Below are 19533 nucleotides of genomic sequence, written 5' to 3' on the forward strand. Positions count from 1 at the left end.
TCCGCCTTTCGCCGGCCGCGCCGCTCAGCCCGCGGCTTGGTGCTCGCGGATGATCGCCGCGCATTCGGTCACCGTCGGGTTCTCGAACAGCAGGAACAGGTCGATCACCTCGCCGTAGGTCTCGTTCAGCCGGTTGCAGATGTCCATCAGCTGGATCGAGTCGAGCCCGAGGTCGAAGAAGCTCTGGTCGGGCGCGACCTCGACCTCCGCCACCTCGCTCACGACCTTCGCCACCACCGGGGCGGGATCTCCCGCGCCGGCCACCTGCTCGCTCGGTCGAGTGGTCATGGTGTTTCTTCCCTCCTGCGGAATCCGCTCACATCATCCAGGGGTCCGGGACCGGGAGGCCGAACAGCGACCGGCCCACCCGCGTCTCGTGGTATTCGGAGAAATAGCCGTGGTGGCTGCCCGCGTTGATGTCGCGCCAGCAGCGCTGGATCGGCGATCGGTCGAACAGCGCGCTGCCGCCGGCCAGCTGGAACACGGTGTTCACGACGTCCACGCCGGTGCGGATCGCCTGGCCGGTCGCCAGCCGCACCGAGGCGCGGTCCGCCATCGTCGTCTCGTCCCCGGCGAGGGTGCGCTCCCACGCCGTGCCCAGCACGTCGCGCGCGTACGCCTCGGCCGAACGCAGCCCCGCTTCGGCCCTGGCGTAGGCGATCTGCACCGACTGCTCCTCGGCCAGCGGACGGCTGCCGCGCGATTTGTTCGGGGCCAGCTCGCGGAATTCGTCGAGCGCGCGCCGCGCGATGCCCAGCGGGAACCCGGCGAACAGCACGCCCATCAGCGCGAAGAACGACCAGTTGAAGATCGCGCCCTCGTGCCGGGCACGCTCGAAGATCGGGTTGGCGGTGTACTCCGGCGGCACCACGAGGTCGCTGACCGACACGTCGTTGCTCCCGGTGCCCTTCAGCCCGGCGACGTGCCAGGTGTCGAGAACGTCCACATCGGACGCGGGCACGAACACCAGCCGCCAGTCCGGCCGTCCCGGAGCCACGATCGCCGGTTTCCCGCCGTTCTGCACCATGACCCCGTTGGCGAACCAGGAAGCGTTGCGGGCCCCGGTGTTGAACGGCCAGCGCCCGTTGACCAGGAGGCCGCCGTCCGGGCGCGGCTCGGCCTTGCCCAGCGGCGCGAACACCGTGGCCACCGCGCGCGGGCGCGCGGCGAGGATGGTCCGCGCGACCTCGGGTTCCAGCCAGGCGACGAAAAACGTGGCGTTGAGGCTCAGCGCGGCGAAGCCGGCCGAACCGTCCGCGCGGGAGATCTCCCGGATCGTGTCCAGCACGGTCACCGGATCCATCTCGAGCCCGCCGAGGCTCTCCGGGAGCAGCAGGTCGAGCAGGCCGGCGTCGGAGATCGCGGCGAGCAGGTCCGGCGGGACGCGCCCGCCCTGCTCCCCCTCCAGCGCCCGATCGCTGATCTGCGGTGCCAATGCGGCTGCTGCGGCCAGGACCTCGGTCCTCGACCGGGCGCGCTCGACGGTCACGGTCATTCCGGTCCTCCAGTCAGAAGAAAGTGGTTGGCGTGCTTCGGAATTCGCGTCGCCGGACCCCGGTAAGGAGTCTGGCCGCCCGGCCCGGCGACGGCAAGGGCGGTCAGGTCGGCGCCAGCGCGGCGGCCAGTTCGCCGAGCAGTTCGACGTTTTCCGGGCCGACGGTCACCCCAGGGTCCACAATGGACAGATGGACGCCGAGCGCGGCCAGTTCGCCGTAGCGCCGCGCCGCCTCGGCCACGGTGACCGTGCCCGGTTCCCCGGTCGCGGACAGCCTCGCCGTGCCGTAGGTGGTCACGGTGATCTCCTCGAACGGCCTGCCCAGTTCGGCGCAGTAGTCGCGCAGCATGCGCAGCTTCAGCCCGACCACCGCGGGATTCCCGTCCTCGTGCAGGCCGCACGCGTCTCCGTACCGGGCCACGAGCCGCAGGACGCGGCGCTCGTGCGCACCGCCGACGAGCACCGGCGGCGGGCGGGTGAACGACGGCGCGAACCAGGGCTCCGGCAGCCGGTAATGCTTGCCCTCGAACGGTTCCGTCGACCCGGACAGCACCTGCCGGGTCAGTGCCAGGGTGTCCTCCAGCCGCTCGAACCGTTCGCTCCACGGGCCCAGCGGCAGGCCGAACGCGCGGTGTTCCTCCTCGTGCCACGGCGGCCCCAGCCCCAGCCACACCCGGCCGCCGGACAGCGCGTCGAGCGACGTGAGCGTTTTGAGCAGCAGCGCCGGATGCCGGTGGGTGACCGCGGTGGTCATGGTGCCCAGCCCGATCCGCTCGGTGGCCGCGGCGAGGAAGCTCAGCGCGGTGTAGGCCTCGAGGAACGGCTCGCCGGGATCGCCGAACATCGGGATCTGCCGGAAGTGGTCGTTGACCCAGATGCTCGACAGCCCGGCCCGTTCGGCGTCGCGGCCGATCCGCGCGAGCGCGGGCCCGGCCGCGCCCGGCGGCCAGCTGAAGCGCTGCAGCAGAAGTCCGATCCGCATCGCCGGGTCACCGCCTCCGCAGCAGGGTCGCGGTGCCCATCGACCCGCCGCAGCACATGGTCACCAGCGCGTGCTCGCCGTCGCGGCGCTCGAGTTCGCCCAGCGCGCAGGCGAGCAGCCGGGATCCGGTGGCGCCCATCGGATGCCCCAGCGCGATCGCGCCGCCGTTGACGTTCACCCGGTCCGGATCGGCCCCGGTGCGCTCCAGCCACGACAGCACCACCGCCGCGAAGGCCTCGTTCACCTCGACGACGTCCACATCGGACAGTTTCAGCCCGGTGCGGCGCAGGATCCGCTCGGTCGCCGTCACCGGGCCGTCCAGCAGGAAATACGGATCGGCCCCGACCACGACCTGGTCGGCGATCTCCGCCCGCGGCGCGAGTCCGTACCGGTCCGCGGCGGCCGGCGACATCCACAGCACCGCGGCCGCCCCGTCGGAGACCTGCGACGTGGTGCCCGCGGTGTGCCTGCCCCCGCGCACCGTCGGACGCAGCGCGGCCAGGCTTTCCCGCGTCGTCTCGCGCAGCCCTTCGTCCCGCTCGACCGTCGCGGAGCCGTCCGGCCCGGGAAGAGCCACCGGCACGATCTCGCGGTCGAACCGCCCGTCCGCCCAGGCTTTCGCCGCCCGCTGCTGGGAAAGCGCGCCGTAGGAGTCGAGATCCTCGCGCGAGAGCCCCTGTCGCTGAGCGATCCGCTCGGCTCCGCCGAACTGGAGCCCGGGCGGGTCGTCCCACGGGTAGTCGGCGGTCTGGTAGTCGGTGCGGCCGCCGGGGATGTTCGCCCCGGCGGGCACCCGGCTCATCGACTCGACCCCGCAGGCGATCCCGATCTCGATCGCCCCGCTGGAGATCAGCGCGGACACCAGATGGCTTGCCTGCTGCGACGAACCGCAGCTGACGTCCACTGTGGAGCACGCGACGCCGTAGTCGAGCCCGGTGGACAGCCACGCGTTGCGGGTCACGTTGAGCCCCTGCTCGCCGACCTGGGTGACGCATCCGCCGATGATCTGCTCGATCGCGCCCGGCGGCAGGCCGTTGCGGTCGAGCAGGGCCAGCAGGGCCTGGCGCAGCAGTTCCGCGGGCCGCAGCCCGCTCAGCGCGCCGCCGCGGCGGCCGATCGGCGTCCGCACGGCGTCGACCAGCACCGCGCCGCTTCGTTCTTCGGTCATCTCGGCTCCGCTCGCACCGGCTGTTCCAGAAATCCCCGCAGCACCACGCTGCGCGTGCGCTTCCCCGGTCCCGCCTGCTCGATCCACCGGGTCGCCCCGAGCACCGCCCGCAGCGCCTCCGCGATCTCCAGCCGCGCGAGGTGCGCGCCGAGACAGAAATGCGGTCCGGCACCGAAGCCGACGTGGTCGGTCGCGCCCCGGCCGGGCAGGAACCGGTCCGGTTCAGGGAATTTCGCGCCGTCGCGGTTGGCCGCGCCGAACACGACGAGAATGCGCTGCCCGGCCGGGATCCGGACGCCGGACAGCTCGGTTTCGACAGTCGTGCCGCGCCACAGCGCCTGCACCGAGGTGTCGTAGCGGATCGCTTCGTCCACCGCGGTGTCGATGAGCTCCGGACGCTCGCGCAGCAGGTGCTGAACCTCCGGCTCGCTCAGCAGCACCGCCATCGCGTTGGTGAGCAGGTTGGTCGTCGTCTCGATCCCGGCGACCAACAGGAACGCGCAGAACGCCAGCACCTCCTGCGAGCTGATGCCGCTGCGGCCGGCGCGGGCGATCGAGTCGAACAGTGTGCGCCCGTCGCCGCGGCGGCGGCGAAGCTGCTGGCTGAAGTAGCGGAACATGCCCATGCCCCGGCCGAGGTGCTCCTCGGTGCGGCCGACCTGGTCGAGGTCGCCGGTGATCACCCGCGACCAGTGCCGGAACTCGTCGTGCATTTCCTCCGGCACACCGAGCAGCTCGGCGAGCACGAGCACCGGCAGCGGTTCGGCGACCAGGCCGAAGAAATCCCCGGTGCCCGCCCGCACGAGCGCGTCCGCCCGCTGCCGCGCGAACTCCCGCACCTTGTCCGCCAGCGACCGCACCGACGCCGGGGTGAACGCGGCCGCGACCGCGTGCCGGAACACCTGGTGCTCGGGCGGATCGGTGGCGATCAGCACGCGCACCTTCGGCGCGCCGATCCGGTAGCCCACCCCCGTCGAGGCGCCGCCGCGCGCGGCGAACTCCGGGCTCATCCCGACCTTGGACGAGAAGGAGACCGGATCGCGCACGATCCGCAGCACGTCCGCGTACCGCGTCACCGCCCACACGCCGTAGTCGGGCAGGTGCAGCACCGGCGCCTCCTCGCGCAGCCGGGCGAACACCGGGTACGGGTCCTCGATCAGCGCCGGGTCGAAGGGGTCGAAGACCGCCGGGGCACCGGAGAGCTGGCCGGGAGTGCTCATCCGCAGCCTCCCGCGGTGTCGGTGTCGTAGGCGCCGACCCGGGCCGCCGCCGGTTCCGGCGACGCGGGCGGCTGCGGGCCGGCCACGGCCAGCTCGGCGAGGAATCCGTCGAGCCGGTCGAGGCCCCAGAACCGGTGCCTGCCCACCCGGAAGTACGGGATGCCGAAGATGTCGTCCTCGAACGCCCGCTCCAGGCAGTCGACGCTCTCGCGGCGGATGTCCGCCGACTCCGGCGCGGACAGCAGCGGTTCCGGATCGAGCCCGGCGGCCTCGGCCACCTCGCGCAGCACCGGGCGTTCGCACACGTCTCGCCCGTGCTCCCAGCGCGCCTCGACGACCGCCTCGTAGAACCGGCGGGCCACGCCGAGCCGCCGGGCGCGCAGCCACGCGAGATGCGGCAGCTCCCACCACGGGTCGTCGTCCACCGGCCAGGTCATTGACAGCCCGAGCCGCGCGGCCTGCCTGCGGGTGTCCTGCAGGATGTAGAGGTGCTTCGCCTTGCTCATCGGGGTGTAGGGGATCTCCGCGCCCCGGTCCGCCAGCGCCGCCGCGGTCTGCTCGTCCGGATCCCAGTACGGGACGAACTCCAGCACCTCGTCCGCGTCCGGAATCCTGCGGTACAGCTCGGTCAGCGCCATCCAGCTGAACGGGCTGCGGAACGAGAAGTGCACCCGCGGCGTCCGGCGGCGGGTCACCGCGGCGCTCCCGGGGCCAGCGCGGCGAGCGTGTCCGGGTCGAGAGTCGCCAGCGTGCCCGCCTCCGGCCCCCGGCTGATCGCGTAGCCGTGCAGGATGCTCGCGGTCGCCACCAGCCGCGGGGCCCCGCCCGCGCCGAGCGTCCAGCAGTCCATGACGCCGTCGAACGCGCGGTCCTTGACGAAATCCGTCACCGCGAACGTCGTGCGCACCGTCTCGCCCATGTGCGCGTCGCCGAGCAGCCGGACCCTGGCCCGGGACACGACCGGGATCCAGCCGCGCTCCGCGAGCAGCCGCGGCACCCCGAGACCGCGCTCGGCGAGGAACCGGTCGACCGTTTCCTCCAGCGCGGCCACGTAGGCGCCGTGCTGAACGCGGTCGGAGAACTGGCATTGGAAATAGCGGGCGGTCCAGTCCCAGGAGAACGCCGCGGGGTCCGGTTCGGCCGGCCGGTCGCTTTCCGCCGCCGCCGGGCCGACGAGCGGCGCGAGCTCGTCCGGGCAGGCGCGGGCCTGCTCCTGTTCGCGCACCAGCGCGACGGTCGTTTTCCCGCGCAGCACCCGGTTCCCGGCCGTCTCGAAGACGATCCGGAACCGGCCCGGCCCGACTGCCTCGACTCGCGCGCGCACCTCGTCGTCGATCTCCAGCACCGCGGGCAGCTGCACCGAAGAATCCACAATGGACAGACCGAGCCCGTGGTCGTGGTAAAGCGCCTGCGGGCCGAGTCCGCGTTCGCGGAACCAGCACAGCACCGCTTCCTCGGCCATCGCCATGAACTGCTTGAACCCGATCCAGGTGCGGATGTTCGCGCTCGCGTACCGGGGCCGCAGCGCGAACCCGGTCCGCTCGTCGGCCAGCGACGTCATGTCCGGCTTCCTCTCTCCCGTTCCGGCGCGGCGACCCGGTCGCGGGCGAATCCGTCCACGATCGCGGCCACCTCCGCGGCGCTGTGCAGATGGCAGAAATGGTCGAAGTGCGGCGCGCAGTGCAGCCGTCCCCTCGGCAGCGCGCCGGAGAGTGCTTCGAGGTCCCGCAGGGAAAACCCGATGTCCCGCTCGCCGCCGAGCACCAGTGCCGGCGCCGTCGTCTGGGCCAGCGGCAGGTGCCCGCTGGCCACGTACTGCTCGAACACCGCGAGGAACCCGACCGGGCCGATCCGCTCGGCGGTCTTGGCGTGCATCTTCTCCAGCACCTCGCCGCACAGCCCGGCGGCGCGGGAGCCGAGCCGGGTCAGCAGGCCGCCGCGGATCTGCCGTTCGAAGGTCTCGCGGGACCGTTCCAGCGTCCGCCAGGTCACGGTCGCCTCCGCCCGCCGGTAGAACGGCATGGCCAGCACCGCGGCCGGGCACGGCCGTTCCGGCTCGCGCGAGAGCAGTTCCAGCAGCGCGTTGGCGCCGAAGGAATGCCCGGCCAGCACCGGGGCCGGGTCGTCGACGGTGTCCAGCGCGGCGGCGATCCAGTCCGAGGGCGAGCCTTCGAAGCGCCACCGGTAGTCGTTGCCCGCGCGCCACGGGAGATCGATGGAGAGCACCCGCCACCCCGGCAGCCGCTCGGCCACCGCGCTCCAGGTGCGCCAGTGGTCCTCCAGCCCGTGCGCGAAAACCAGCACCGGGCCGGCGCCCTCGTTCAGCGGATGCACCCTGGGTGCGTCGGGTTTCACCGGTCCCCCTTGGTTTCGACCACCGCGCAACGCCAGCCGTCGGCGTCGCTGCCCGCGACCACCCGCGCGGTCCGGTTCGCCGCCGCGGCGGCGGCCACCGCCAGCACGCCCGCGGCCCCGTAGAACTGCCCGAACCGGACCGGCCGGGCCGGCTCGCACGACTCCGGATCGGCGTGGTCGTGCACCGGGTGCAGCACCAGCGCGCTGTCCGCGGCGGCGGGTTCGAGCACCACGCACGCCGCGCCCGCGCGCAGGTCCGCGCCGGCCAGCGCCGCCGCGGTCTCGTCCGCGGGCTCCGCGCCCACCACCACGACCCGGTCCGCGCGGCCCGCCGCCAGCAGCAGCTGCGCGAGGCGCATCGCGTCCAGTCCGGCGGGATGGCCCGAGCACACCATGAGGTTCGGGCCGCCGAATCCGAACCGGATCGCGACCGTCGAGGCCAGCACGTTGCTCGACACGTTCGGCGCGTCCAGCGGGCTGACGTCGGACAGCGACCCGGCTCCGGCGGTGCGCGCCACCGCGCAGACCGTCTCGAGACTGCCGAGGTTGGAACTCGCGACCACCGCGGTGCGCGGATCCGGCTCCGGCGGCGTCCAGCGCCCGGTCACCGGGGCCAGTCCCAGCGCCCGGTGCACCGCGCACAGGCCGAGCCGCTCGGCCGGCTGCTTGTACAGCAATCCCTTGCGCCCCAACAGGTCCGCCGCCCGCTCCGGCGGGCACGCCGGGCCCGGCGACCATCCGCCGGGCAGCGGCCCGGACTGCTCGGGCAGGTGCGCGCTCCACGCGCGGATCGCGACCGCCCGCATCAGGCCGCCCCGACCAGGGTGACGGCATTGACCCCGCCGAACCCGAACGCGTCGACCTGCGCCAGCCGCGGCCGGGCCCGCACCGGAGCCGACCGGACCAGCCGCACCCCGCCGCAATCCGCGGCCGGGCGGTCGAGCCCGGCGACCGGCGGCACCCAGCCGGTGGCCAGGCAGCGCAGCGCCACGTCCAGGCTCATCAGCGCGGACGCGCCCGAGGTATGCCCGGTCGCGCCCTTGATCGCGGTCACCAGCGGACCGTTTTCGCCGAGGTGCTCGCGCAGCACCCGGGCCTCCACCCGGTCGTTCAGCTCGGTGCCGGTCCCGTGCGCGAGCACGAGGTCCACCTCCTCGCCCGTGCGGCCGGAGCGGTCCAGCGCCTCGCGCATCGCCCTGGCGATGCCGTCGGCGTCCGGCGCGGTCTCGTGCGCGGCGTCGCAGGACATCCCGGTGGCCAGCAACCGCCCCAGCGGAGCCGCCGCGGCGCCGTCGGGCACCACGACCGCGGCCGCCGCGCCCTCGCCGAGCAGCACGCCGGTGCGGTCCGCGTCGAACGGGCGAATCCGCTCGGTGCGATCCGGCGCGACCCGCCCGATCATCGCCAGCATCGACACGGTGAGCGAGTCCGCCCCGGCCACCACCACCGCGGGCGCGGCGCCGCTGTCGACCAGGTCCTGCGCCAGCGCGAGCAGGTGCCCCGTCGCCGAACAGGCGTTGCACACCGTCACCACCGGCCCGAGCCGATCGTCGGTTTCGCGCAGCACACCGGTGAAATGCAGGTCTTCGACAGTCATCCCGGCCGCGCCCGCCGACCACTTCTCGGCCGCGCCCAGCTCCCGGAGCCCGGTGCCCGCCAGCACCGGGACCGAACCCCGCGGCACCCGCGGATCGGCTTGGCGCAAGGCCTCCACGACACAGGCGGCCAGCCAGGTGCCCGCTCTCCGGTGCGAAGTCTCCTCGTCGATTTCGTACGCGGCGCCGACGTTGACCAGATCCGGATCCACGTACCGCAGCGGGGCGGCTCCGCCGCGCCCGGCCAGCAGCGCGGCGAAGGTGGCCGGGCCGTCGCCGAGGCAGCTGCGCACCGCGCTAGCCGCGATCGTCGCCACGGCTCCACCCCCTCACCACGGCGGCCGCGACCGCGCCTGCCGGGCTGCTCGCCACCAGCAACGCGATCTGGCCGTCGCGCGCGGGCTCGGCCCGGTGCCGGGCGAGGATCAGCGCCAGCTCGACCGCGGGGGTCGCGGACGGGGAGTTCCCGGCCAGCTCGCCCGCCGCTAGATGCTCCGCGCCCTCGACCCCGAGCAGGCCCTCCAGTTCGGTCCGCGCCCGCCAGCCGGCCACCTCGTCCGCGCCGGAGGCCGAAGCGACTGTCCGGACGGACTCCGCTCCGACGCGGGCCTGCTCCAGTGCGCGCCGCGCGCAGTCGGCCAGCGCGTACACCCGGTCCTCCCCGCTCGGGCAGAACCCGGCCGCGGTCGCCAGGATCTCCGCGTCCGGCCGGTGCCCGAGCGACTCGGCCGGCCGCAGCACGAACACCGCGGCGCCTTCGCCGGGCGCACCGGCTCCGCCCAGCCCGGCCCACAGCCACGCCGAGTGGGGAGTGAATTCTTCGACCGCGCCGGCCAGCAGGACGTCCGCCTGCCCGGTGCGGAAAACGTTGGCGCTGTAGCGAAGCGAGGACAGCAGCGCGACCGGTCCGCCCGCGACCGTCGCGTTGACCCCGCGCAGCCCGAAGCGGATCGCCGCCTGCCCGGCCGCGCCGTTCAGCACGGTGTTGGGAAACAGCGCCGGATTGACCAGATAAGGCGGATCCTCGGTGAACGTCTCCGCCGCGTAGTCGACCGCCGCCTGCGCGCTGCCGACCGTGGTGCCCAGCACCAGCCCGGTCCGGTGCCCGTCCTCGCCGATGTCCAGGCCGGCGTCCTCGATCGCGCGGCCGCAGGCGACCACGGCCAGCCCGGTGCGGCGGTCGAAGAACCCGGTCCCGCGCCGGCCCAGCTCGGCCCGCGCGCTGAATTCCGGAAGATGGTGCGCGGTCCCGGTGGGCAGCGTGACCTCCGGCCATTCCACCGCGCGGGCGGTGGACCGGCCCGCCGCGACCGCGCCCGCCAATTCCGCCGCGGTGGCCCCGGCCGGGCTCACCACGCCGAACCCGGTGATCGCCAGCACGCCCATCAGACCGCCCCCAGCATCACGATCGCGTTGTTCCCGCCGAAGGCGAAACCGTTGTTCTGCGCCACTTGCACGTCCGCCGCGCGCGCCTTGTTGGGCACCGGATCGAGCCAGGCCATCTCCGGGTCCCGGCTGCGCCAGTTCGCCGTCGGCGGCAGGAATCCCCTCGACAGCGCCAGCGCCGAAGCGATCGCGCCGAAGCCGCTCGCGGCGCCCATGGCGTGCCCGAGCATCGATTTGATCGAGCTGACCGGCGGCACCGCGCCGCCGAACGTTTCGTACAGCGCCGCCGCTTCGGTCGCGTCGTTCGCCGGAGTTCCGGTGCCGTGCGCGCACACGTAGTCGACGTCGTCGGGCCGGACCCCGGAGTTGGCGTGCGCCAGCCGCATGCACCTCGCGATCGACGCGGCGTCCGGAGCCACCATGTGCGTCGCGTCGCAGTTGGTCGCGTAGCCGAGCACCTCCGCGTACGGCGAGGCGCCGCGGGCCCGCACGAAATCCTCGCTCTCCAGCACCAGCATCGCGCCGCCCTCCGCGGTGACCATGCCCGACCGGTCCCGGTCGAACGGCGCGCACGCCTCGTCGGCGACCGCGCCGAGCCGCAGGAAGCCCGCGTGCGCCCATCGGCACACCGAGTCCGCGCCGCCGCTCACCACGACATCGGCTTCGCCTTGGCGGATCAGGTCGTAGGCGTAGCCGAGCGCGTAGTTGCTCGCCGAGCACGCCGTCGCCAGGGTGATCGATTCGCCGGTCACCGCCAGCTCCTCGCTCGCCGCCGCGGCGAGCCGGTCGGCGGGCAGCTGCTCGAACACCTCCGGCGGCACCGCCGGGAACCCGCCCTCGGCCAGCGCCCGGCCGAACTCCTCGGTGATCTTGGCCTCGCCGCTGGTGGTGCCGACGACGACCGCCACCCGGTGCGGCTGCGCCTGGTCCGTCGAGAGGCCCGCGTCGCGCACCGCCAGCCGCGCGCCGGCGGCGGCGAACACGCTGCTGCGGCCCCACGCCTTGACGTCGAGCCGGCGCAGCACCGTCTCCGGCCGGAACGCCTTCACCTCGCCCGCCAGCACCTTCGGGAAACCCGCGGTGTCGAAGGACGTGATCGGCGAAATGCCGCTGTGCCCGCTGCGCAGGCCGCTCTCGAACGCGGCCGAACCGACCCCGATGCTCGAGATCGGGCCGAGTCCGGTGATGAATACCCGGTTCATGGGCCTCCTGCCCGCCGTCGGCGCGCGTTCGCGCGCAGTGCCCGTCACTGCCTCACGCGGTCACCGGCTGCCATCCGGCGTGGCGGGCCGTCACCTCGTAGACCGTCTTCAGGTTCCGCATCTCCGCGAGTTCCTTCTGCGGGATCTCGATCCGGTACTTCTTCTCGATCCGCGCGAGCATCTCGATCGCGCGCAGCGAGTCCGCCTCGTAGTCGGCCTGGAAGTCGCCCTCGTCGGTGAGCTCCTCGGTCTCCACCTCCAGGACCTCCGCGACCACGTCGCGCAGTTCCTCCAGCCGTTCGTTCGCCGTGCTCATCCCTGTCTCACCTTTCTTCCCGCCCTGGCGGGCCGTCCTCGGCGTCCGTTCCGGGCGCCGCGCGGGCGACGGCGATCAGCGACCCGAAGGTCGCGACCGGCTCCGCGCCCGCTCTCGTCCGGCCCGACACCATCGCCGAACCGTCCGACGCGTGTTCCAGTTCCAGTTCGTGGGTGAGGGTGGTCCCGGGCGGCACCCGCCCGGTGAAAACGCAGTCGCGGGCGGCGGCGAACATCGGGAGCCTCCCGTCGCCCGCCCGGCCGTGCAGCCACAGCACCGCGGCCGTCTGGCCGAACGACTCGACCACCAGCGATTCCGGGTAGCCGCATCCGGCGTCCGCTTCGCGGAAGCAGTATTCGGTGCCGCTGACCGCTTTCGTCGCGACCGCCGACCGGCCGTCCGCGGCGATCCAGATCCGGTCCACCAGCACCATTGCCCGCCCGTGCGGCAGCAGCGCGCTGATGTCGCCGAAGTCGAGGCACACGCCGCCGGTCACGATCGCCTGCCGAAAACCGCTTCGACGGTGGCGGTGCGCGGTCCCTCGGCGAGCCGGCAGCTCGCGGACGCCTTCAGCCGTCCCGATTCTTCCCGCGACACCAGCACTTCCAGCTCGATCCGGTCGTGTTCGCGCACCGGGCGCGTGAACCGGGCCGAGGTCAGTTCCAGCAGTTCCGTCCCGGCGCCGGCCGCCGCGCGCACCGCGTGCCCCACCGCTTCCAGCACGAACACCCCGGGCAGAATCGTGCCGCCGGGGAAATGCGCTTCCAGATAAGGGTTCCCGGCGGGCACGACGACCGCGGACGCGGTCACCCGGACCGGGTCGCCCGGCACGACCGCGACCTCGCGCAGCTGCGGCCACGCGCTCGCCGGCGCGCTCCGCTCGCTCACAGCACCATCCCCCCGTCGACCGGGAACACCCCGCCGGTGATGTAGCCCGCCTCTTCCGAGAGCAGGAAGGACACCAGCGAGGCCACGTCGCCGGGAGAACCGAAGCGCCGCAACGGAATCGCCTGTTTCGCCCGCTCGCGCGCTTTCGCCCCGAGCGCGGCGGTCATGTCGGTTTCGATGAACCCGGGGGCCACCACGTTCGCCCGGCCGCCGTAGGGCGCGATCTCCTTGGCGATCGATTTGGTCATGCCGATGATCCCGGCCTTCGCCGCCGCGTAGTTCGACTGGCCCGCGTGGCCGTAGACGCCCGCCGCGGACGAGATCGCCACGATCGCGCCGCCGCGCCGCTTGACGATCCGGAACGCCATCGCCCGGCAGAAATTCCACGCCCCGGTGAGGTTGACGGCGACGACCTCGGCGAAGTCCGCCGGGGACATCAGCGGGCTCATCGCGTCCCGGGTGATCCCCGCGTTCGTGACGAGCGCGTCGATCGGCCCGAGTTTTTCCTCCGCGGCGGCGAAGAACGCGTCCGCCGCGTCCGCGTCGGCGACGTCGCACGGTTCGAAGAACGCCCGCCGGCCGCACCGGGTCACCTCGGCCTCGACGGCGGCGGCTTCCTCGCTCCCGGTGCGGAAGCACCCCGCGACGTCGTGCCCCTGCCCGGCCAGGTGCACCGCGATCGCGCGCCCGATGCCCCGGGAAGCCCCGGTGACCAGCATTCGACCCATTGCGCACTCACATTCCCCGGAATTGTTCGCGACAAGTGTTTTCTGCGGCTTCAGCCGGCGATCGCCGATGCTTCGACTCTACCCTCGAAAACCGAGAATCCGGACGGAAGCAGTTGCACGGTTCCGGGCGAAATCCCCGCTGCCGCAACGAGTTCCCGCATCCGCGCGGCGTTGCGCTGCCGCCCGGCGAACAGCACCAGCATCTTCAGGTCCGCGGCCGCGCCGTCGCCGCCCATGTCCTCGTCCGGAATGCGTTCGACGACGAGAATCCGCGCGCCCGGACGCGCGGCGGCCGCGCACGCGCGCAGAATCCGTTCCGCGGTCCGGTCGTCCCAGTCGTGCAGGATGTCCACCAGCAGGTACACCGCGCCGCCCGCCGGTACGCCGTCGAGGAAGCTGCCCTCCACCAGCCGGCACCGCGACGCGACCCCGGCGGCGTCGACGGTCCGCCGCGCGGCGCGCACCGGGCCGGGCTGGTCGAACAGGCAGCCCCGCAGGTCCGGATGGGCCCGCAGGATCGCCGCCAGCGTCTGCCCGCTGCCCCCGCCGACGTCGACCACCTCGCCGCCGCCGGAGAAATCCGCGTGCGCGGCGAGGTCGCCCGCCACCGCGGCCGCCTTGCCCGCCATCAGCCGGTCGAACGAGTCCGACAAGGTCTCGTCCGCGCCGAGATCCGCCCAGAACGAGCGGCCGAACACCGCGTCGTAGCCCGGTTCCCCGGTGCGCACCGCGTGCAGCAGCCCGGTCAGCGCGAGGTCCATCCGCCCGCCCGCCGTGTCGAGGTCGAGCCAGCCGGCCAGCCCGGCCGGATGGTCCTTGCGCAGCAGCCGTCCCGCGGGCGTCACCCGGTAGCCGCCGTCCTCGGCCCGGCACACGTTCAGCTGCGCCAGGTAGCGCAACAGGCGGCCGAGCGCGTCCGCGTCGCAGCCCGCCGCGGCGGCCAGTTCCTCCACATCGGACAGTCCGGATTCCATCAGGTCGGCGAGCCCGAGCGTCGCGGCCACCCGCAACGCGATCGGGGGCAGCATCTCCAGCCGCTGCGAGATCTGCGCCCGGCGCGGCGGGCCGGTCACGGCGCGTCCGGCACCGGCGCGTCCGGCCGGTGGTAGAGCCGCTCGCGGCACCACACGTAACGGGTCCCGCCCCAGCGCATCGCCGAGGCCGCGTCCGGGAAGAAGCCGCTGCCGGGATGGTTGGCGCTGGTGTTGCACAGCACCGGAACCCCGCTCAGCGCGTGATAGGCGGTGAGCAACCGGTGCAGCAACGGGTGTTCCGGCGAGACCGTCTGCAGCCGCGCGCTGTTGTCCGAGTGCACGACGGCGGCCACCCGCTCTTGCCACTGCGCCCGGACCTGGTGCTCGAACAGCATGTACGGATCGGGAACCCCGGGGTCGAAGATCTCCGGCGCGTGCTCTTCGAGGCAGATCGGCGCGACCGGCCGGTAGGACTCCCGCAGCTTGATTTCGTTGAGCCGATCGCGCACCGCCGCGGGCGCGGCCGGGGCCACGATGCTGCGGTGGCCGAGCGCACGGGGGCCGAGCTCGGCGCGTCCGCTGACGAGCACCACCGGCTCGCCGACCTGGTGCAGCAGCCGGGCGACGTCCTCGATCGGGCACTCGCGCTCCAGCCACCCCGGTTCCGGTCCGGACACCGGCCCGGCGTCCGGACCGGAGAACACCGACCACCGCACCGCCGGATTCCCGGTGGTGCGCACGATTTCCGCGCACGCGGTACCGATGGCCGAACCCGCGTCGTTGGGGAACGGCGGCACCCACACCGCGGAGAAGACGCCGCTCTCCCGCAGCTGCGCGTTCCACTTGATGTTCAGCGCGCAGCCGCCGGACAGGCACAGCGGCAGGCCGTCGGCGACCAGGCGCGCGACGGGGCCGTCGCGCAATCCGCGCAGCAGCAGGCGGAAAAGGTGTTCCTGGAAGGAAGCCAGCACCGCCGCGTCCGACAAGCCGAGCGGGGCCAGCGCCGCGCGTACCCGGTGGCTCCAGACGAACGCGCCGGCGACCCCGATCTGCCCGGCCTTCCGGGTGTGCTCGATCATCAGCTCGACCGCGCGCTCGTCCGGCTCCGCCAGCGCCGCGTAGGCCATCGCCTTGCCGGAAACCGGCAGGAGCGCCTCCAGCTGCGCGAAATCGCCGAAGTCGCCCTTGTCCCGGCGTTGTTTCCCGGAAACCTTGAAGGGGTCGAACAACGACGCGAAGATCGGGTACAGCGAGCCGGCGACCGGCAGCACCGCGCCGTAGGAGCGCAGCGACGCGGAATCCGGATCGAAGCGGAAAACGGTGGCGGGCATCCCGCCGTCCCAGACCAGCACCAGCGCGGGCTCGCCGGTTTTCGCGAACGGACTGGTGCAGTAGCTCGCCATCGCGTGCCCGGTGGCGTGGGTGTAGCTGGAGTACTCGAAGGTTTTCTCCCCGATCGGCAGCCCGCTGCCCGCGGTGCGCACCAGCGCGTCCAGGGGCTGTTCCGGGGAGCCGAGCACGCTGTACCCGGCGACGTCGAGCAGATGCGGGCCGTCGTTCAGCACCTCCACGGCGTTGCGGCCGTCGCCCGACTGCACCCACCCGTCCACCGCGACCCGGTCGAGATCGCGCGCTTCGAGCCCGTGCGCGGCCAGCAGCGCGATCACGTCGGACATGTCCGCCAGCCGCGAATGCCGGGCCCGGTTCTCCAGCTTCTCGGCCTCGACCGAGAACACCAGGCGGTCGCCCTCGAACACGGCGAGGGCTCCGTCGTGGGTGGCCTTCAGGCCGCAGACGATCTCCTGCCCGGCCATCGCGGGCTCACTCCGCCGGCGCGGGCTCGGCGGGAACCCCGGACCCGGCTTTGCCGAGCTGGCTCAGCACGTAGTCCTCGATGTCCCGCGCCGTCTTGATCGCCTGCACGCTGGTCTCGTCGATGGGCGGCAGGTCGAATTCGTCCTCGAGGGCGAAGGCGAGCTCGAGCAGCGCCAGCGAGTGGTACTCGAGCTCTTCGACCAGCAGCGGGTCGGTGGATGTCTCTTCCGGCGAGCCCGGAGCCAGTTCGAGGACGATCTCCCGGATCTGGCTGCGGACCTCCGCTTCGGTTCGCGTCGTCACACGGTGATCCTACGAACCTCCGGCGTCAGCGAAAACCTCTGTGCATCAACACTTTTCGCGCGGATCGGCCAGCGCGGCCGCGCCGATGAACGCGCGCGCCTCGCCCGGCGAGAACGGCTGCATGAACCCGCCCGCGCGGGCGTCGCGGTAGAGCCGGGAAAGCGGGTCGCCGGACCGGTAGGAGCGGCCGCCGACCACCGCCATGGCGAGGTCCGCCGCGTCCACCGCGGCGCGGTTGAGGATCAGTTTGGCGCACTGGAATTCCGCCATCAGCTGCTCGGCCTCGCCGTCCCCGAGCGGCCCGGCCAGGTTCTCGTCCAGCAACTGCCCGGTGCGCGACAACGCCGACCTGGCCCCGGTCAGCAGCAGCCGCAGTTCCGCCAGCTGCTCGGCCGACCCCGGCCGCGCCCTGGCGCGCACCGCCTGCCGGGCCCGTTCGGCGGCGGATTCGGCGATCCCGAGATACGCGCCCAGCATCGGGTAATTCACCGCGAGGACGCCGATCCACTCCTCGGCCGAGGCGACTCCGAGCCTGCCGCGCACCCGCACCGCGTCCGCCGGGACCAGGCAGCCGTCGAACACGACGTCGTGGCTTCCGGTGCCGCGCATGCCCAGTGCGTCCCAGGTCCGTTCGACGCGCAGTCCCGGCGTGTCCCGGCGGATCATCGCGGTGCCCGCGCGCGGTTCGCCGTCGGAGCCGGGCACGCGCAGGAAAACCGTGAACACGTCGGCGACTTCCGCGTTGGTGGCGAAGGACTTCCGCCCGGTCACCCGGTAGCCCTCCGGGCCGGGAACCGCCTCGGTCGCCGGCGCGAACAGGCTCGCGCCCGGCTCGGTGCCCGCGTGCGAAAGCACCACCCGGCACCGGCCGAGCAGCATCAGCAGACCGCGCAGGCCGCGCTGGTGCGCCGGGTCGAGGCCGGCCGTGTCCGCGCTGCGCGCGAGGAGCAGCGCCGCTCCGAGATGCATGTTCGCCGACAGCGCGGTGGCCGGGCAGCCGCGCGCCAGCCGCGACACCGCCACCGCGAGGTCGTGCAGCGACGTCACGCCTAGACCGCCGAAACTCTCGGGCACGGTTCCGGCCAGGAACCGGCTCGCCCGCATGGCTTCGACGTTCTCGGTGACGAAGGAGTTCTCCGCGTCGTGCCGGGCGGCCGCGGGCTCGAACTCCGCGGCGTGCCGCTGCGCGAGTCCGGCCAGCTTCTCCCCCGCCGCGCTCAGCGGGGCCAGTTCGCCGTTCACTGCCGCTCGTCCCGGCGGTAGAGCGTGCCTTCCGACCACACGTAGGAGGTGCCGCCCCAGCTCATCGCCGAGCCCGGGTCGGGGAAGAAGCCGCGGCCGGCGAAGTTCGCGCTGGTGTTGCACAGCACCGGGATCCCGGTCAGCCGCTCGTAGCAGGACAGCAGTTCGTGCGCGGGCTGGTTGTCCGGTCCGACGGTCTGCAGCCGGGCGCTGCCGTCGACGTGCACGATCGCCGGGACCCGGTCCTGCCAGCCGGGCCGGATCGCGTGGTCGAAAACCATGTACGGGTCCCTCGTGCCGGGATCGAACACTTCCGGCGCGCGGTGTTCGAGGCAGATCGGGGCCACCGGGCGGTAGGACTCCCGGCCCTTGATCTCGTTGAGCCGGTCCCGCATCGCCGGGTCGGTCGCCGGCGCGATGATGCTGCGCCTGCCCAGCGCCCGCGGCCCCAGTTCGGCACGGCCGGTGATCACCACGACCGGCTCCCCGGTGCGCGCCAGCAGCGCGGCCAGGCCCGCGACGTCGCACGGCTGCGCCGACCAGCCGTCGGGAACCGCGCCGTCCCAGCGCACCGGCGGTCCGGCGAATTCCGTCCACTCCAGCGCGAATTTCCCGGTGGTGCGCGCCATTTCGGCGCAGGCGGCCCCGATCGCGGACCCGGCATCGTTCGGAAACGGCGGCACCCACACGTCCGGGAACAGGCCGCTGCCGCGCAGCCGCGCGTTCCATTTGATGTTCAGCCCGCAGCCGCCGGACACGCACAGCGGCAGTCCGGCCAGCTCCGGCCGTGCGGCGAAAACCGCGCGCAGGCCCCGTTCCAGCCCGCGGTAAAGCGCTTCCTGGAACGAGGCGAGCAGTTCCGCGTCGGACAGCCCGAGCGGGCGCACCCGGCGCAGTGCCTCCGCGCTCCACTGGTAGCACCGCATCGGGGTGGTCGCGGGCGCGGTCGAGGCGGTGACCTCTTCGAACCGGTCGACCGCCGCTTCGATCGGCTTGCCGAGCGACGCGTACGCCATCGCTTTGCCCGAGACCGGGAACAGCGCCTCCATCCCGAACCGGCGGTCCGGGTCCGCGGTCCGCCGGTCCACCCGGAACGGTGCGAAGTGCGAGGCGAAAACCGGGTACAGCGCACCGGAAACGCCGGTGAGCGTGCCGATCGGGGTGATGGCTGACTCACGCGGGTCCACCAGGTACAGAAACGGCGGCATCCCGCCGTCCCAGACAATGCCGAGCGCCGCGCGGCCTTCCTTGGCGAACGGGCTGGTGCAGTAGCTGGACAGCAGATGGTCAGTGGCGTGCGTGTAGCCGGCGTAGCCGCGAGGCCCCCGCTCGCCCAGCACCGCGTGCGTCCCGGAGAACGCCGCGGGCGGCGCGGCCGGACCGGGTTCGTCCGCGTAGCCGGCGACCGGGAGGGCGATCCGCTGCCCGTCGAGCGCGGTGAACCCGACCGCGGGCGGGCCGTCCTGTTCGGCCGCCCAGCCGTCGACCGCGACCCGGTCGATCGCGTCCGGGCCGAATCCGTCGCGGGCGAGTTCCCGCACGATCTCCGCGGCGTCGTCGAGCGCCGAATGCCGCGGCCGGTTGCCGATCTTCTCCGCCTCGACCGACGCCACCAGCCTGCTGCCGTCGATCACCGCCACCGCACCGTCATGGGTGAGCTTGAGCCCGCAGACGACGTCGGATCGCGACACTTGACTACCTCCCTGGAGGACTGCCGGCGGTCCGTGCAAGTGGGGAAATCCCCCAGTCGGACACCCGCCGGACGCCCGCGGCGAGCGCGGGACGCGCGCAGGGAACGGTGCCGGACCGGTCGCGGCACCCGCAACGTCGGACGGCCCGGTTGCACGCGAGACGCGCGGGACGC

At 73.3% G+C, this 19533-nt stretch carries 21 protein-coding genes; all 21 read right to left on the reverse strand.

What is annotated here, in order from left to right; all coding sequences use genetic code 11:
* Positions 1–24: 24 nt before the first annotated feature.
* Positions 25–288 (reverse strand): acyl carrier protein, encoded by a 264-nt coding sequence (locus tag ACFXI3_RS07890; protein WP_067588314.1) that lies wholly within the window; start codon positions 286–288, stop codon positions 25–27.
* A gap of 28 nt (positions 289–316) precedes the next feature.
* Positions 317–1495 carry an acyl-CoA dehydrogenase family protein gene (locus ACFXI3_RS07895; protein WP_378398763.1) on the reverse strand — a complete coding sequence of 393 codons (1179 nt, stop codon included), beginning with the start codon at positions 1493–1495 and terminating at the stop codon, positions 317–319.
* Between the two features lie 103 nt (positions 1496–1598).
* A complete protein-coding gene (locus ACFXI3_RS07900; RefSeq protein WP_378398765.1) occupies positions 1599–2477 on the reverse strand; it encodes an LLM class flavin-dependent oxidoreductase in 879 nt (292 codons plus the stop codon).
* A 7-nt stretch (positions 2478–2484) separates the two neighbouring features.
* Positions 2485–3645, reverse strand: coding sequence for a steroid 3-ketoacyl-CoA thiolase (locus tag ACFXI3_RS07905; protein ID WP_378398766.1), 1161 nt, complete (start codon positions 3643–3645; stop codon positions 2485–2487).
* Positions 3642–4865 carry a cytochrome P450 gene (locus ACFXI3_RS07910; RefSeq protein WP_378398768.1) on the reverse strand — a complete coding sequence of 408 codons (1224 nt, stop codon included), beginning with the start codon at positions 4863–4865 and terminating at the stop codon, positions 3642–3644. Before ACFXI3_RS07910 ends, ACFXI3_RS07905 begins: the two co-directional genes overlap by 4 nt.
* On the reverse strand, positions 4862–5560 hold the full coding sequence (locus ACFXI3_RS07915) for a DsbA family protein (RefSeq protein WP_344274935.1): 699 nt from the start codon (positions 5558–5560) through the stop codon (positions 4862–4864). Before ACFXI3_RS07915 ends, ACFXI3_RS07910 begins: the two co-directional genes overlap by 4 nt.
* Positions 5557–6426, reverse strand: coding sequence for a thioesterase family protein (locus tag ACFXI3_RS07920; RefSeq protein ID WP_378398770.1), 870 nt, complete (start codon positions 6424–6426; stop codon positions 5557–5559). Before ACFXI3_RS07920 ends, ACFXI3_RS07915 begins: the two co-directional genes overlap by 4 nt.
* On the reverse strand, positions 6423–7220 hold the full coding sequence (locus ACFXI3_RS07925) for an alpha/beta fold hydrolase (protein ID WP_378398772.1): 798 nt from the start codon (positions 7218–7220) through the stop codon (positions 6423–6425). The genes ACFXI3_RS07920 and ACFXI3_RS07925 overlap by 4 nt, the downstream gene beginning before the upstream one ends.
* Entirely contained in the window at positions 7217–8026 is an 810-nt protein-coding gene (locus ACFXI3_RS07930; RefSeq protein ID WP_378398774.1) for a beta-ketoacyl synthase N-terminal-like domain-containing protein, read from the reverse strand. Before ACFXI3_RS07930 ends, ACFXI3_RS07925 begins: the two co-directional genes overlap by 4 nt.
* The gene (locus ACFXI3_RS07935) at positions 8026–9132 is read right to left on the reverse strand and encodes a beta-ketoacyl synthase N-terminal-like domain-containing protein (RefSeq protein ID WP_378398776.1); all 1107 of its coding nucleotides are present in this window, start codon (positions 9130–9132) and stop codon (positions 8026–8028) included. Before ACFXI3_RS07935 ends, ACFXI3_RS07930 begins: the two co-directional genes overlap by 1 nt.
* Positions 9113–10201, reverse strand: a complete 1089-nt coding sequence (locus tag ACFXI3_RS07940) for a beta-ketoacyl synthase N-terminal-like domain-containing protein (RefSeq protein WP_344274916.1) — start codon at positions 10199–10201, stop codon at positions 9113–9115. The genes ACFXI3_RS07935 and ACFXI3_RS07940 overlap by 20 nt, the downstream gene beginning before the upstream one ends.
* Complete coding sequence (locus ACFXI3_RS07945; protein WP_344274913.1) at positions 10201–11403, reverse strand: beta-ketoacyl-[acyl-carrier-protein] synthase family protein; 1203 nt, start codon at positions 11401–11403, stop codon at positions 10201–10203. Before ACFXI3_RS07945 ends, ACFXI3_RS07940 begins: the two co-directional genes overlap by 1 nt.
* Positions 11404–11455: 52 nt before the next feature.
* Entirely contained in the window at positions 11456–11719 is a 264-nt protein-coding gene (locus ACFXI3_RS07950) for an acyl carrier protein (RefSeq protein WP_067588342.1), read from the reverse strand.
* A gap of 7 nt (positions 11720–11726) precedes the next feature.
* Positions 11727–12215 carry a beta-hydroxyacyl-ACP dehydratase gene (locus tag ACFXI3_RS07955; RefSeq protein ID WP_344274904.1) on the reverse strand — a complete coding sequence of 163 codons (489 nt, stop codon included), beginning with the start codon at positions 12213–12215 and terminating at the stop codon, positions 11727–11729.
* Positions 12212–12607: a hypothetical protein gene (locus tag ACFXI3_RS07960; protein ID WP_344274902.1), complete on the reverse strand. Its 396-nt coding sequence runs from the start codon at positions 12605–12607 to the stop codon at positions 12212–12214. Before ACFXI3_RS07960 ends, ACFXI3_RS07955 begins: the two co-directional genes overlap by 4 nt.
* Positions 12604–13335, reverse strand: coding sequence for a 3-oxoacyl-ACP reductase FabG (gene fabG / locus ACFXI3_RS07965; RefSeq protein WP_378398779.1), 732 nt, complete (start codon positions 13333–13335; stop codon positions 12604–12606). The genes ACFXI3_RS07960 and fabG overlap by 4 nt, the downstream gene beginning before the upstream one ends.
* Before the next feature lie 50 nt (positions 13336–13385).
* The gene (locus ACFXI3_RS07970; protein ID WP_344274898.1) at positions 13386–14408 is read right to left on the reverse strand and encodes a methyltransferase; all 1023 of its coding nucleotides are present in this window, start codon (positions 14406–14408) and stop codon (positions 13386–13388) included.
* Positions 14405–16123 carry a carbamoyltransferase N-terminal domain-containing protein gene (locus ACFXI3_RS07975; protein ID WP_378398782.1) on the reverse strand — a complete coding sequence of 573 codons (1719 nt, stop codon included), beginning with the start codon at positions 16121–16123 and terminating at the stop codon, positions 14405–14407. The genes ACFXI3_RS07970 and ACFXI3_RS07975 overlap by 4 nt, the downstream gene beginning before the upstream one ends.
* Before the next feature lie 7 nt (positions 16124–16130).
* Positions 16131–16427 carry a phosphopantetheine-binding protein gene (locus ACFXI3_RS07980; RefSeq protein ID WP_344274892.1) on the reverse strand — a complete coding sequence of 99 codons (297 nt, stop codon included), beginning with the start codon at positions 16425–16427 and terminating at the stop codon, positions 16131–16133.
* A gap of 45 nt (positions 16428–16472) precedes the next feature.
* Entirely contained in the window at positions 16473–17669 is a 1197-nt protein-coding gene (locus ACFXI3_RS07985; RefSeq protein ID WP_378398784.1) for an acyl-CoA dehydrogenase family protein, read from the reverse strand.
* Positions 17666–19360 (reverse strand): carbamoyltransferase N-terminal domain-containing protein, encoded by a 1695-nt coding sequence (locus ACFXI3_RS07990; protein ID WP_378398786.1) that lies wholly within the window; start codon positions 19358–19360, stop codon positions 17666–17668. Before ACFXI3_RS07990 ends, ACFXI3_RS07985 begins: the two co-directional genes overlap by 4 nt.
* Between the last annotated feature and the right edge of the window lie 173 nt (positions 19361–19533).

This window comes from Amycolatopsis sp. NPDC059235, assembly GCF_042754125.1.
GTDB classification, from domain to species: domain Bacteria; phylum Actinomycetota; class Actinomycetes; order Mycobacteriales; family Pseudonocardiaceae; genus Amycolatopsis; species Amycolatopsis albidoflava.